The following is a 13,612-nucleotide window of genomic DNA, read 5'->3' as shown; positions in this document are numbered from 1 at the left end:
CGGAAGGTTTTTTTATTTTTCAATAACGCTCATATTTAAATTGTAAGCTTTCTCAATATTTAACTTGTATGTGCCATTTCCAGTTTTAATCGAATTTTTATACCAATGTTCTTGCCCGTTTAATTCTGGATTTTCTTCTGAAGTATTCTCTTCTTTTTTTGTTACATCTTCAACTTGTTCCCAAGGTGTGCTGCCATGTGGTTCCTTTTGATTTGTTACTGCTGTTAAAAATACATCACTCTCTTTTGCAAGATGGACAGACACTCTTGAGCTTTCTTGTACAAACCAATTATTTTGTAATTGCCCTGGATAAAGGGATAGTTCGTTATTTGAAGCACGAACTTCTACATTTTTATTTTGTGGAAGAACGAGTGTCGGTTTGACCTGTGGTGCGGAATTCCATAACTTATGTTGAACTGGTAATGATTTTAAAGTGATATACATTGTTTCCCCGGCTGTTTGAACGGAAAGAAAATCTTCTTGTTTTAAATTAAGTTTTTCATTAGCTTTCGTCGTCATTTCATATGTTCCAAGAAGATGAATTTGATTTGTATCATTTCCCTCTATTGTTAGAGGGTGCTGTCCTGCATCCACTACAATTTTCTTTATAGATTCAGGTATATTAAGTTGTCCACTTGGAATATTACTCGTTTGGCGAGTGGTATGAATAGAATGACGAACCTCATCTAGTAATCCAGTTGATAATAAACAGTAAAAAGCAATGCCAACACTTCCTAAAACACCGATAAAGAAAATACTAAAAATATCATATTTAATAAATGATTGTTCCTTCTTAGAAATTAGAAGGTAAAGTAAAATTTCCACGCCAAGTATAATAAGTAAAACAGGCCACCATGCTGTTAAGGAATCTAATACCTCAGTACCTTTTATAACTGAAAATAGTAAGAAGCAACCTAATGCAATAATAGAAAGCCCCATTGAAAATGTTCCAACGCGCCATGTTCTCATTCTTTCGTACCACCTTTATTTTCTTTATTTCCAAGTAACAATTTAAAGCCGCCACCAATTAAGAGGAGTGCAACGATAGATGTTTGGAAATAGCGATAATACAGCTCGCTAAGATGAATGTTAAATATAGTTGCGAAGTAATCATTCAAAATAGGAAGGACTGTTTGATCTAATAAATAATAACCACCGAGTGTAATTAATCCAATACCGATCCACCTTTGATGATTGATAAAATAATCAATGATAGGTTCATCATTTACACGTTCTTTTCCATATTTTGCAGTTTGTTGTAAAGCGTCAAAAAAGCTATAGAACCAAATGATGGGTACTAAAAATAAAAACGCTGAAAGTCTTAATAAGTCGAGTAAATATATTGAAAGTAAAAAGGCTGCCATAAGCTGAAGACCACGGCGCTGTAAGCCTAAATACATATGTCCTGCTCCGGGGAACATCGCTAAAATAGAAGCGAATGTTTTACTTTTCTTTCCTTGCTCACGGTGCTCTTCAAACTCTTCAAAAATAGTACGGTCAACTAATTGCTCACCACGTTCTTTTTTCTGGAGTTGCTGAACAACATCGAAGAAATTGTAAATCCATAAAACAGGTAACGTCACGAGAAAGATAAGAAAACTTTCTTGAGATGTTAAAAGAGCAACGAAAATGATCATACTTCCAATTCCTGTACAAGCTACTAAAAATGTAAGTCCGCGTTGCATAAGTCCTAATTGAAAATGTCCAAGTCCGGGGATGATGGAAAGAAGAATGATATAAAATCGTTCGCTCTCTTTAGAGGACTCTGTTAATTCTCCAGCTTCTTGTTTTTTCGTTTGGTTTATAATGGTGATAACTAAATCTAGTAAGTTAATTACCCATAGAACAGCTAGTAAAAATAGGGAAAGAAAAGCCATGGTGCGCTCTCCTAATTCTACTGTACAAAATACTGTGAAGATAAATAGAAATAAAGCCCCTCCGCCATATAAAATAAACCGTCCAAACTTCTTTACATATAAATGTCCAAGCCCAGGAATTAGCCCTAATACAAGTGCTAAAAAGGGATTTTTATTCATGCTTTGAACCTCCGTCTTTTTTTGATGTGTCTACTGATTTGTTTACAATTTGTTGTGAGATAGAAGACTCGTTATGTTTTGAAGATTTCTCGAAATTTGATGTCGCTGTGAAAATATATTGGAATAAACCACTTACCATAAAAATAATTGTAGCTGTGGTTGCAATTATGTAGTGAATAATCGTTCGCTTTAATGAGTTTGTTTTTATATTTTCATTAGGTTGTAGCGTTTCAAAATCAATTTGCGTCATAACTTCGTTCGTAAATGAATCATCATTTATCATTGGAAGGTTTTCCTGTTGTTCATCAATACTTTCCATATAAAGTGCTAAACAATGATCACATTCATAAAGATGTTCTTCCATAGATTCACGTTCATTGCTTTCTATAACATTTAATGTATAATTGCGCCAATCTTCTTTTGAATAATGCATCATAGAAACTCTTCCTCCTTCCAATGTTTTTTAATCCATTTTCTTGCCCGATACAGTTTCATTTCGACTGTTTTCACTTCGATGTTTTCCTGTAAAGCAATTTCTTGATAGCTTTTTTCTTCTAAGTAATGTGCGAGAACGACGTCACGGTAATTATCGGGAAGTTCTCTCAGTTTTTGAGCAATGAGTAATTTTTGCTCTTTCGTCAATAATAAAGCCTCAATATTATGAGAGGATTTTATATTTTCCTCAGTTTCTTTACATAAAGAGAGCTCTTCGTTTTCTCTAGCTTTCTTTCTCTTATAATCAATAGCGTGATTGGTGGCAATACGCGCCATCCACGTTTTTAATCCGCGAAATTGATAATTTGGGAGAGAGGCGTGAATTTTTACGAATACTTCTTGTGTAACATCTTTCGCATCTTCTTCATGTCTTAAAATAGAAAAGATAACTTGAAAAATATAATGACGATATGTTTGCACAAGGATACGAAAAGCATGTTCGCTTCCTTGCTGTGCTTTTTCAATTAATTGTTTTTCCTCAATGGGTCTCTCCCTCCTTTTTGACGCATTCTATTATATAGACGTAAAGAATGATAAGTCACCCTACACATGTTGTAAAAAAAGAATAATATATTTTTAGGAAGGGGGCTAGATGAAAAAAGGTGTGAAAAAATGGTAAAGAGAAGTATATAATGAGCAAGTAAGAAATGTTACGGGAAGAAAGGATGTGAATGTTAGTAGGGGAAGATCCATACTAACAAACATGAAAATTAAAATATTAATAGCAGATGATAACTCTTTTATTAGAGAAGGTATGAAAATTATTTTAAATACATATGAAGAGTTCGAAGTAGTAGATACAGTAAATGATGGGAAAGAAGCAGTGGAATATTGCCAAAAGAACGACGTTGATATCGCTCTTTTAGATGTTCGTATGCCGAACATGAATGGGGTAGAGGCGACGAAATTCATTTGTGAAGAGACGAAAACGAAGCCGCTTATTTTAACGACGTTCGATGATGATGAATATATTTTGGACGCAGTGAAGAATGGGGCGAAAGGTTATTTATTGAAAAATAATGATCCAGAGCGTATTCGTGATGCGATAAAAGGAGTATATAACGGCCAAACCGTTATGCAAGATGTAGTTCTCGATAAAATTAAGTCTAATTTAATGGAAAGTAAAGAGGAAGAATGTAAAATAGATAAAAGTCTTTTTACTGAAAGAGAGCTGAGTATTATCGCATTAATTGCAAAGGGCTTTTCGAATAAAGAAATCTCGAAGCAACTTTTCATATCAGAAGGAACAATCGCAAATTATATTACATCAGTTTTAGGGAAAACTGGACTTGAACATCGTACACAAATTGCGATTTATTATTTAACAGGGAAAGTAGATTAATGTTATGGAATTTTGGTTAATTGTAAGTAAATTAATTGTCTTTATATATATTGTGTTTAGTTACATTTATTTAAATGTTGCGAACTTACCATGGATTATACTTACTTTGCTTTTATATCTTTCTGTAAACGTGCTGATTTCTATATTTAAAAAAGATACGTACAAAAACATATTAACTTCTGTATCGATTGGCTTAGTTATGTTATTTACATGGAAGATTCATTCGTTCTTTATATTGTTTTTACCATTGAACTTATATGAAATTATATTCCGTTATATAGAGAAGAGATGGCAACTCTTTATCATTATGATGATTCCTATTATCTTTACAAATGAGAGTATTAGAATGACATATGGATTAATTGTTGCATTTTCCTTTCTCGTATTAACTATGGCAGAACGGTATATATCGCGCGTATTAAAGCTTGAATCACAAAATGATCAGATGCGAAAAGATATGCAGCGGCTGACGAAAAGCTTAAATGAAAATAAAGAGTATATAAGACAATCAGAGTACACATTTAAGTTAGAAGAGAGAAACCGGTTATCACAGGAAATTCATGATAAAATTGGCCACTCGATGACAGGGGCACTCATTCAAATGGAAGCAGCAAAGAGATTAATGGGGATAGATAAAGAAAAATCTGCCGAGTTATTACAAAATGCAATTCATATTTCAAAAGATGGTATTGAAAGCATTCGGATTACATTAAAAAATATGAAGCCACCAACTGAGCAAATTGGCATTCATCGTATGAAATTATTCATAGAGGAATTTGCCGGTAAGCATGATATAAATATTCCTTTCGTATATAAAGGGAATTTAGATATGATTTCACCGATTCAGTGGAAGATTATCGGTGAAAATGTTACGGAGGCATTAACAAATGCGATGAAATATGCTGATGCGACAGTCATTTCAATCGATATTCATGTACTTAACAAGATGGTGAAAGTGCAAGTGAAGGATAATGGAAAAGGTGCAACACTTGTTAAAAAAGGTCTCGGGATTATGGGGATGGAGGAACGAACGGCGTCTGTAAATGGTAAAATTATTGTAGATGGAACAAGTGGTTTTTCAGTAACAATGTTGCTGCCGATATGAGGATGAATCATCTCATATGAAAAAAGTGAATAATCTCATGTGAAAAGAATGAACTTCTGCACTGAGCAGGTTCATTCTTTTTGTTTATACTAAAAGCAGAGAAACCGAAATAGGGGTGAAATGATGAATACATTAGAAATTAAAAATTTAACGAAAAAATTTGGTGATTTCATCGCAGTTGATAATATGTCTTTATCTATTAAAGAAGGAGAAATATTTGGCTTTTTAGGATCGAATGGTGCTGGTAAGAGTACGACAATCAACATGATTGCTGGTTTGTTAAGAAGTAATGAAGGTGAAATTAGCATACTAGGAAAAAATATAAAGAAACATAATCGATTTGCGAAGATGAATATCGGTATCGTTCCGCAAGATATTGCAATTTATGAAGAGTTAACAGCTTATGAAAATGTGAAATTCTTTGCTGGATTGTACGGATTACGAGGAGCTGAATTAAAAGCTAGGGTCGAGGAAGCTCTTCAATTTGTAGGACTTAGCGATAAACAGAAAAGCTATCCAAAGAACTTTTCTGGTGGGATGAAGCGAAGACTGAATATCGCTTGTGCAATTGCTCATAGACCGAAGTTAATTATTATGGATGAGCCGACAGTTGGAATTGATCCACAGTCAAGAAACTACATTTTGCAGTCAGTACGTAAATTAAATGAAATGGGAAGCACGATTATTTATACGAGTCACTACATGGAAGAGGTAGAAGAGATTTGTACGAAAATAGCGATAGTAGATCACGGTAAAGTGATTGCAGAAGGAACGAAAGAGCAGTTAAAAGCAATTATTACCGATACGAAAGATATTTGGATTGAAGTGAAGTCAGTAGAAAATCTAGATATAGAACAGTTAAAAGAGATAAATGGAGTGAAAGCTGTTCAAATTGAAGAGAACGTAATTAAAGTAAACTCGGATGCAGGATTAAATAATTTAAATAAAATTATTCAGCACTTCATCAATCATGACATTGAAATCCGTTCGTTAGAGGAGCAGGCTCCAAACTTAGAAACAGTATTCCTTACGTTGACTGGTAGAAACTTACGAGATAAATAAACGGTAAATGAAGAAAAGGTAAAGGGAGGTTCATCAATTGAACATCTTCAATATTGCAATTATGCATATGAAAAGAGATTTTAGAGACGTAAGAACTTTAGTTTTTATGTTAGCATTTCCGATTGTGCTTATGCTTGTATTAGGAACAGCATTAACAAACGCATTTAATAGTGATAGTCATTCGATTAAAGATATACAAGTGCTATATAAGGATGAAGCAAGTAGCACGTTTTCTCAAACGTTTGAAGCATTTGCGAAAGAAGTTGATAAATCGGGTATTCATTTTAAAAAAGCTTCTGAAGGTATAGATGGGAAGGAAGCGGTGAAGCAAAATAAATATGCTGCTTATGTAGAACTAAAGAAAGATGGTGCGAAATTTTACGGAAGTGACAAAAGTAGTATTGAGGGAAGTATTGTGGAAGGCATGCTAACAACATTTGTTGATAAGTACAATGTAGCAGCCGAAGTTACAAAAGTTAATCCTAGTAAGGTGAGCGCAGTTATTTCAAATGGAAATCATAATGATTATATAAAAGAAACATCTTTACAAGCTGCGAATAAACCGGGTTCTATGGATTACTATGCGGTTGTAATGACGACGATGATTGCACTGTACGCTGCGATGGGAGCAAGTTTTCTAATTCGAGGCGAACGAATACGTAAAACAGGAGATCGCCTTATTGCTGCACCTATAAGTAAGGCTGAAATTTTCATTGGGAAAGTGCTTGGTAGTCTTGTAGCAAACGCCCTGTGCATATTGCTCGTCATGTTATTTAGTAAATTTGTCTTTCAAGCGAATTGGGGCGATCATCTTGGAATCATATTTCTTATTTTATTAACAGAAGTCTTTCTAGCAATTAGCTTCGGTTTAGGGATTGGATATATGACAAAAACACCTGAAGCGTCTAGAGCAATTATTATGGTGGTAGTGCAATTAGCTTCTATTTTTGGCGGTGCATATTTCGTAATAGAAGAAAATTTCGTTACGAATTTATCACCATTAACGTGGGCAAACACAGCTGTTATGAAAATTATTTATGCGAATGATGTAGGGGCAGCACTACCAGTCATTTCTTTAAACATTGGAATATCAGCACTCTTTTTATTAATTGCAACTATTGCATTACGTAGACGGGAGGGGCTATAGTATGAAAGATATTTTATGGCTCATACAAAAAACGTTATCTGTACTTTTGAAAAATAAAAAAGGGTTAATCATTATTATTAGTTTGCCAATAATCGGGACGCTCATCTCTTTTTCGATATACGGAAATGCAGGGCAAGGAACGTTAAATATCGGGATTGTAAATAAAGAAAATGAGCCGATAGCAAACGATACGATAAAGTTTTTAGAAGGATTAAATCATGTGAATGTGAGTAAGGTTAAGGAGTCTGAAGTAGAGGATAAACTCACTTCCAAAAAACTTGATGGAGTTATTACATTAGCTTCTGGTTTTTCAAAAAGTGTTCGAGAAGGGAAACCAGATCATATTGAAATTGCATCGATTAAAGGTGATCAAGTAACAGGATTTATAAAATCATATTTATATAATTATATTGATAATGTAGCAGCTATTAGTAAAGTAGCAGGAACAGATCAAAGTGCATTTGATAAGATGTACGCAGGGTATCAAAAAAGTTCATTTAAAATGAAAACGGAGACGCTAGAAGATACATCGAAAAATAAAGATATGACAAATCAAACGATGGGTTATCTTATTATGTTTATGCTGTTTTCAGCAGTGAACTTATCAGGATTTATTTTAAAAGAAAAAGAGAATAGAACGTACTTTAGATTATTATCAACACCAATTGACGGAAAGAAATTTATATTGTCCAACGTCGCGGTAAATATGATGATATTAACATTGCAAATTGTCATTGCAATATTATTTCTGACGAATGTTTTTCATACAAATATTAATATGCCTTTCATAGTAATGATTGGTGTGCTAATGATCTTTGCCTTAATTGCAATTGGTTTATCATTAGTTATTGTGTCGTTCTCAAAAAGTTCAGCTGCTTCAAATGCAATGCAAAATTTAGTGATAGTACCAACATGTTTGCTTGCTGGATGTTATTTCCCGTACGACATTATGCCAAAGGCGGTACAAAAAGTAGCTGATTTTCTTCCGCAGCGTTGGTTATTAGATACGATAGCAAAACTACAACAGGGAATACCGTTCTCAGAGTTGTATTTAAACATATTAATCTTATTTGCTTTTGCAATTGCATTCTTCTTAATTGCGATTTATAAATTTGGAAGAAATAATGATGCGAGAAACTTTGTTTAATATAAAAAAGGGTGTGACGTTAAGTCACATCCTTTTTTGTATGAAGCATGAAATCTAAATTTGAATGACAAAATAGAAAGGAGGAAAGAAAACGAGCGGAAGGAAATTAAAATGATTAAAAAAATATTGCGAGTTACTTCTATTATTATTGCTATTTTCGTTTTTATTTTAATTTGGATGCATATTGACGTTACCTTAGGAAGGAAAATGGAAGCTGGCAAAAATATGCCGACAGAGTATGCTCCTCACTATAGTGATTTTCAATTATATGTAGAAGGGAAGTCGTTTTATAAACAGTTATTTGCTGATATAAGAGAAGCGAAGCAATCTGTTTATACATATTTTTTTATTTTGTCGGATGATAAAAGTAGTCATACTTTTTTAAATTTATTAAAAGAGAAGGCAAAAGAAGGAGTAAACGTCTATTTATCAGTGGATCGCATTAATGATTTATCATTTGAAAGAAAGATGATAAATGAATTGCGGGAAAGTGGTGTTCATTTTACGTATAGTAGAAAACCTGAATTACCATTCGGGTTTTATTCACTTCACCATCGTAATCATCGCCGTATTACGACGATTGATGGGGAGATTGGTTATACGGGTGGTTTTAATATAGGGGATGAGTACTTAGGGAAAGATAAACACTTTGGGTACTGGCGAGACTATCATGTACGGATAAAAGGAGAAGGCGCAAAAGATTTAGAAGAACAATTTGCTTTAGATTGGAAACGAGATACGAAAGAAGAGATAAAGAGGAGTACGAATAAAGCTAGTAAAGGGAATACATTACATACTATGACGAGTTACAATGGGCATTACGTTGCTGAAAAATATATAGAGCTCATTAAACAAGCTCAGCACTCCATTGTAATTGCAACGCCGTATTTTATAGCGAAAAATAAAGAATCCATGAATGCTTTAATTGCAGCAAAAAAGCGTGGTGTTACAGTAAAAATACTTTGGTCATATAAACCAGATTTACCTCTTATAAAAGAAGCGGCGTATCCATATATACGTCAAGCTGTTAATAATGGGATTACTGTATATGGGTATAAAAAAGGAATGTTCCATGGAAAATTAATGCTTATTGATAATGAATTAACCGTTATTGGCACAACAAACTTTACTTCGCGTAGCTTCAATATAAATGATGAAATGAATTTTTATATTCATGGCGGTCCTATTGTAGGGCAAGTTAATAAGGCGTTAACAGAGGATTTTCGTGATTCAAAAGAAATGACGAAAGAATTTTTTGAGAAGTTATCTTTTTGGGAGCGTTGTAAGGAGAAATTTGCGGGATGGGTTGATTTTTATTTGTGATGATAAAGGAAGAAAGGGTGTCTAGAAAAGACGCCCTTTTTTGATGGGAAATAATTATTTTTCATGCACAAGCAATGAAGCATCATCATTAATCAAAGTTCCTACATGCTCACCTAAACAAATTCTTTTCATAACCCCAGGCTCATCAAAGTTAAAGACGTGTGCTGGTAAGTTGTAGTCTCGAGCAAGCAGTAAAGCTGCTTGGTCCATTACTTGTATGTTTTGCCTAACGATATCGTTATAGTTTAGTTTTTTGTACATTTTCGCTGCTTTATTATGTTTTGGATCACTAGTAAAGACGCCATCTACTCCTTGTTTTGCGACTAATATAGCGTCACTATTCATTTCAATGGCCCTTTGAACACTTGGGTAATCTGTCGTAACGAACGGTTGCCCGTTACCACCTCCAAAAATAACGATATACCCGTTATCTAAATGGTGGACTGCACGTAGGCGAATGTATGGTTCAGCTACAGCGTTAAACGGGATGGAAGTCATTACGCGCACTTCTTTATTTGTTTTACTTGTTAAAACGCCGCGTAGCATTAAGCTATTAATGATTGTACCTAACGTCCCGATATTGTCAGCTTCTACACGATCGATTCCCCATTCTTCTGCTAAATGACCTCTAAAAATATTCCCGCCTCCAATGACGATAGATACTTCAATACCTAAATCAACAATGGATAAAATTTCGTTTGCGATATGTTCTAATCGTTTGGAGTTAAAGCTATTTCCGGTTTGATCGGCAAGTGCACCGCCGCTTAATTTAATTAAGACACGTTTATATGATCTCATAACAATTCCCCCTATATAGATCGCAATAAAAAAGGAACAAAGGCGAATGCCTTTGTTCCTTTTTAAGAAAATGAAAAAGAAAAGAAGAAGATAAGATGAATTGCTTTGTATAGTTTTTCATAATATCCACTCCTTTTCATTTTGATTTGTTTTAAGTATATATCTTTTTGATTATACTGAACAATCTGATTACTTTTCAAGTTTATTTTATCGTTTTTTAACAAAATGGTGTCAATGAAAAAAAGAAGAAAAATATTTGAATTTTTTGTGACGAACTTGTAGGTTTTTGTATGATTTTGTAGGTTCGCTTATAAGATGTGTGAGTAGCTTTTATAAATTCAAATTGAAAGCGTTCGCATGAAGGGGATGAACATAAATGAAAAAATTCGGATTGGCAACACAAATTTTTGTCGCGCTTGTTTTAGGGATTGTAGTAGGGGCAGTCTTTTATGGCAATAAAACGGCGATTTCTTATATCACACCAATTGGGGATATATTTATTCACTTAATTAAGATGATTGTAGTACCAATTGTTATTTCAGCATTAATTGTTGCAGTAGCTGGTGTAGGAGATATGAAAAAGCTTGGAAAACTGGGCGGTAAGACAATTCTTTATTTCGAAATTATTACGACGATTGCTATTTTAATGGGATTACTTGCGGCAAATATATTCCAACCGGGTACTGGCGTTGATATGAATAACTTACAGCAAAGTGATATTTCTTCTTATAAACAAACAGCAGATGCAACCGAGAAGAAAGGTTTTGCTGATACAATTGTTCACATTGTACCGAAAAACGTATTTGAATCGATTGCACAAGGTGACCTATTACCGATTATTTTCTTCTCAGTATTATTCGGTTTAGGAGTTGCGGCAATTGGGGAAAAAGGAAAGCCTGTCTTTAACTTCTTTGAAGGTGTACTCGAAGCGATGTTTTGGGTTACAAATCAAGTTATGAAATTTGCACCATTAGGTGTATTCGCATTAATTGCGGTTACGGTTGCAAAATTTGGTGTAGCAACACTACTTCCTTTAGGAAAACTAGTGCTAGCTGTATACGTAACTGTTATACTATTCGTTGTGATTGTATTAGGTATTAATGCAAGAATGGTTGGCGTAAACATTTTTACATTAATGAAAATTTTAAAAGAAGAACTTATTCTTTCATTTACGACAGCAAGTTCAGAAGCTGTTTTACCTAATATAATGAGAAAAATGGAAGAGTTCGGTTGTCCAAAGGCAGTTGCCTCTTTCGTAATTCCGACAGGTTATACATTTAACTTGACTGGATCGGCTATTTATCAAGCGTTAGCGGCATTATTTGTTGCACAAATGTACGGTGTGCACATGTCACTGACAGAGCAAATAACGTTATTATTCGTTCTCATGTTAACATCCAAAGGTATGGCGGGAGTTCCAGGTGCATCGTTCGTTGTTGTATTAGCAACGTTAGGTTCAATGGGGTTACCACTAGAAGGTATCGCGTTAATTGCGGGAATTGACCGCATTTTAGATATGATTCGCTCATCTGTCAATGTATTAGGAAATGCATTAGCGGCCATTGTTATGTCGAAGTGGGAAGGCGAATTCGATAATGAGAAAGCAAAACAATATGTAGAAACAGTCAAAGAAACAAAAGCAGCATAAGAAATCGTTAAGGAGTGAATAATCATGGCAACATTAACTGAAGTTAAAAATGGTGTTCGAATTGAAAAAGATTTTTTAGGTGAAAAAGAAGTACCAAACTATGCATACTACGGCGTACAAACAATGCGTGCAGTTGAAAACTTCCCAATTACAGGATACAAAATCCATGAAGGTTTAATTAGAGCGTTCGCAGTTGTAAAAAAAGCTGCAGCGCTTGCGAATACAGATGTAGGAAGATTGGAATTGAACAAGGGCGGCGCGATCGCAGAAGCTGCTCAAGAAATTCTTGATGGAAAATGGCATGATCATTTCATTGTAGATCCAATCCAAGGCGGAGCAGGTACTTCAATGAACATGAATGCAAATGAAGTCATTGCCAATCGTGCGCTTGAATTATTAGGGATGGAAAAGGGAGACTATCATTATATTAGTCCAAATAGTCATGTAAACATGGCACAATCAACAAACGATGCATTCCCAACGGCGATTCATATCGCAACATTAAACGCATTAGAAGGTTTATTACAAACGATGGGTTATATGCACGATGTATTTGAATTAAAAGCAGAACAGTTCGATCATGTGATTAAAATGGGTCGTACACATTTACAAGATGCTGTGCCAATTCGTCTTGGACAAGAATTTAAAGCATACTCTCGTGTACTTGAACGTGATATGAAGCGAATTCAGCAATCACGTCAACACTTATATGAAGTGAACATGGGGGCAACTGCAGTTGGTACAGGTTTAAATGCAGATCCAGAATATATTGAAGCAGTTGTAAAACATTTAGCTGCAATTAGTGAACTACCACTTGTTGGTGCAGAAGACTTAGTAGATGCAACGCAAAATACGGATGCATACACAGAAGTATCTGCAGCACTTAAAGTATGTATGATGAATATGTCTAAAATTGCGAATGACCTTCGCTTAATGGCATCAGGTCCACGTGTTGGCTTAGCGGAAATTATGTTACCGGCTCGTCAACCAGGTTCATCTATTATGCCAGGGAAAGTAAACCCTGTTATGCCAGAGGTAATTAATCAAATTGCGTTCCAAGTAATTGGTAACGATCATACAATTTGCCTTGCTTCAGAAGCAGGTCAATTAGAATTAAACGTTATGGAACCAGTACTTGTTTTCAACTTACTTCAATCAATTAGTATTATGAATAACGGTTTCCGTGCCTTTACAGATAATTGCTTAAAAGGAATTGAAGCGAATGAAGATCGCTTAAAAGAGTATGTTGAGAAGAGTGTAGGAATTATTACAGCCGTGAACCCTCATATCGGTTATGAAGCAGCAGCTCGCGTTGCGAAAGAAGCAATCGCGACAGGGCAATCCGTTCGAGAACTTTGTGTGAAAAATGGTGTACTGTCACAAGAAGACTTAGAGTTAATTCTAGATCCATTCGAAATGACGCACCCAGGGATTGCAGGAGCAGCTCTTTTAAAGAAAAATTAAAAGAAGAGGGGGGACAAGCCCCTCTTTTTTGTTTACAATATAGAA

At 34.6% G+C, this 13,612-nt stretch carries 13 protein-coding genes; 8 read left to right on the top strand and 5 right to left on the bottom strand.

All coding sequences use genetic code 11. The features are described 5' to 3' along the window. Positions 1 to 12 precede the first annotated feature (12 nt). Genes exsE through QCI73_RS18270 form a run of 4 tightly spaced genes read right to left on the bottom strand, consistent with a single transcriptional unit; the run spans position 13 to position 2,951 of the window. Complete coding sequence (gene exsE, locus QCI73_RS18285) at positions 13 to 969, bottom strand: exosporium protein ExsE (protein WP_262725937.1); 957 nt, start codon at positions 967 to 969, stop codon at positions 13 to 15. Next, the gene (locus tag QCI73_RS18280) at positions 966 to 2,036 is read right to left on the bottom strand and encodes a hypothetical protein (RefSeq protein ID WP_327923132.1); all 1,071 of its coding nucleotides are present in this window, start codon (positions 2,034 to 2,036) and stop codon (positions 966 to 968) included. Before QCI73_RS18280 ends, exsE begins: the two co-directional genes overlap by 4 nt. Next, entirely contained in the window at positions 2,029 to 2,472 is a 444-nt protein-coding gene (locus QCI73_RS18275) for a hypothetical protein (protein WP_353823492.1), read from the bottom strand. The genes QCI73_RS18280 and QCI73_RS18275 overlap by 8 nt, the downstream gene beginning before the upstream one ends. Then, on the bottom strand, positions 2,469 to 2,951 hold the full coding sequence (locus QCI73_RS18270) for an RNA polymerase sigma factor (RefSeq protein WP_001195469.1): 483 nt from the start codon (positions 2,949 to 2,951) through the stop codon (positions 2,469 to 2,471). The genes QCI73_RS18275 and QCI73_RS18270 overlap by 4 nt, the downstream gene beginning before the upstream one ends. 283 nt (positions 2,952 to 3,234) lie before the next feature. Between QCI73_RS18270 and QCI73_RS18265 the strand changes: the two genes are divergently transcribed. The 6 genes from QCI73_RS18265 to QCI73_RS18240 all read left to right on the top strand — a co-directional run bounded on the left by QCI73_RS18265 (position 3,235) and on the right by QCI73_RS18240 (position 9,657). After that, entirely contained in the window at positions 3,235 to 3,873 is a 639-nt protein-coding gene (locus QCI73_RS18265; RefSeq protein WP_262725953.1) for a response regulator transcription factor, read from the top strand. Between the two features lie 4 nt (positions 3,874 to 3,877). Beyond that, the gene (locus tag QCI73_RS18260) at positions 3,878 to 4,978 is read left to right on the top strand and encodes a sensor histidine kinase (RefSeq protein ID WP_262725940.1); all 1,101 of its coding nucleotides are present in this window, start codon (positions 3,878 to 3,880) and stop codon (positions 4,976 to 4,978) included. A gap of 123 nt (positions 4,979 to 5,101) precedes the next feature. Further along, positions 5,102 to 6,040: an ABC transporter ATP-binding protein gene (locus QCI73_RS18255; protein ID WP_262725941.1), complete on the top strand. Its 939-nt coding sequence runs from the start codon at positions 5,102 to 5,104 to the stop codon at positions 6,038 to 6,040. A 37-nt stretch (positions 6,041 to 6,077) separates the two neighbouring features. After that, the gene (locus tag QCI73_RS18250) at positions 6,078 to 7,187 is read left to right on the top strand and encodes an ABC transporter permease (RefSeq protein ID WP_353823491.1); all 1,110 of its coding nucleotides are present in this window, start codon (positions 6,078 to 6,080) and stop codon (positions 7,185 to 7,187) included. 1 nt (position 7,188) lies between these two features. Next, positions 7,189 to 8,334 carry an ABC transporter permease gene (locus QCI73_RS18245; protein WP_103141682.1) on the top strand — a complete coding sequence of 382 codons (1,146 nt, stop codon included), beginning with the start codon at positions 7,189 to 7,191 and terminating at the stop codon, positions 8,332 to 8,334. 111 nt (positions 8,335 to 8,445) lie between these two features. Beyond that, positions 8,446 to 9,657: a phospholipase D-like domain-containing protein gene (locus QCI73_RS18240; RefSeq protein WP_142385794.1), complete on the top strand. Its 1,212-nt coding sequence runs from the start codon at positions 8,446 to 8,448 to the stop codon at positions 9,655 to 9,657. Positions 9,658 to 9,711: 54 nt separating this feature from the next. Here the strand turns inward: QCI73_RS18240 and pyrH are convergent, their stop codons facing one another. After that, positions 9,712 to 10,455, bottom strand: a complete 744-nt coding sequence (gene pyrH / locus QCI73_RS18235) for a UMP kinase (RefSeq protein WP_087964990.1) — start codon at positions 10,453 to 10,455, stop codon at positions 9,712 to 9,714. A gap of 376 nt (positions 10,456 to 10,831) precedes the next feature. On the opposite strand from pyrH, the gene QCI73_RS18230 reads away from it, so the two are divergent. Both QCI73_RS18230 and aspA read left to right on the top strand, forming a co-directional pair. Further along, positions 10,832 to 12,103, top strand: coding sequence for a cation:dicarboxylate symporter family transporter (locus tag QCI73_RS18230; RefSeq protein WP_327923136.1), 1,272 nt, complete (start codon positions 10,832 to 10,834; stop codon positions 12,101 to 12,103). 24 nt (positions 12,104 to 12,127) lie between these two features. After that, entirely contained in the window at positions 12,128 to 13,567 is a 1,440-nt protein-coding gene (gene aspA / locus QCI73_RS18225; protein ID WP_327923137.1) for an aspartate ammonia-lyase, read from the top strand. The last annotated feature ends 45 nt before the right edge of the window (positions 13,568 to 13,612 follow it).

Source organism: Bacillus cereus group sp. MG16, assembly GCF_040459875.1.
Classification (GTDB): Bacteria; Bacillota; Bacilli; order Bacillales; family Bacillaceae_G; genus Bacillus_A; species Bacillus_A paranthracis.
The sequence above is the reverse complement of the archived record's forward strand: the minus strand, read 5'-3'. Positions and strand labels throughout refer to the sequence as shown.

Excerpts from the sequence above, each read along its gene's own strand:
- QCI73_RS18245 (WP_103141682.1), top strand. The coding sequence starts at position 7,189 with ATGAAAGATATTTTATGGCTCATACAAAAAACGTTATCTGTACTTTTG.
- QCI73_RS18275 (WP_353823492.1), bottom strand. The coding sequence starts at position 2,472 with ATGATGCATTATTCAAAAGAAGATTGGCGCAATTATACATTAAATGTT.
- QCI73_RS18265 (WP_262725953.1), top strand. The coding sequence starts at position 3,235 with ATGAAAATTAAAATATTAATAGCAGATGATAACTCTTTTATTAGAGAA.
- aspA (WP_327923137.1), top strand. The coding sequence starts at position 12,128 with ATGGCAACATTAACTGAAGTTAAAAATGGTGTTCGAATTGAAAAAGAT.
- QCI73_RS18240 (WP_142385794.1), top strand. The coding sequence starts at position 8,446 with ATGATTAAAAAAATATTGCGAGTTACTTCTATTATTATTGCTATTTTC.
- QCI73_RS18255 (WP_262725941.1), top strand. The coding sequence starts at position 5,102 with ATGAATACATTAGAAATTAAAAATTTAACGAAAAAATTTGGTGATTTC.
- QCI73_RS18280 (WP_327923132.1), bottom strand. The coding sequence starts at position 2,036 with ATGAATAAAAATCCCTTTTTAGCACTTGTATTAGGGCTAATTCCTGGG.
- QCI73_RS18230 (WP_327923136.1), top strand. The coding sequence starts at position 10,832 with ATGAAAAAATTCGGATTGGCAACACAAATTTTTGTCGCGCTTGTTTTA.
- QCI73_RS18260 (WP_262725940.1), top strand. The coding sequence starts at position 3,878 with ATGGAATTTTGGTTAATTGTAAGTAAATTAATTGTCTTTATATATATT.
- pyrH (WP_087964990.1), bottom strand. The coding sequence starts at position 10,455 with ATGAGATCATATAAACGTGTCTTAATTAAATTAAGCGGCGGTGCACTT.
- exsE (WP_262725937.1), bottom strand. The coding sequence starts at position 969 with ATGAGAACATGGCGCGTTGGAACATTTTCAATGGGGCTTTCTATTATT.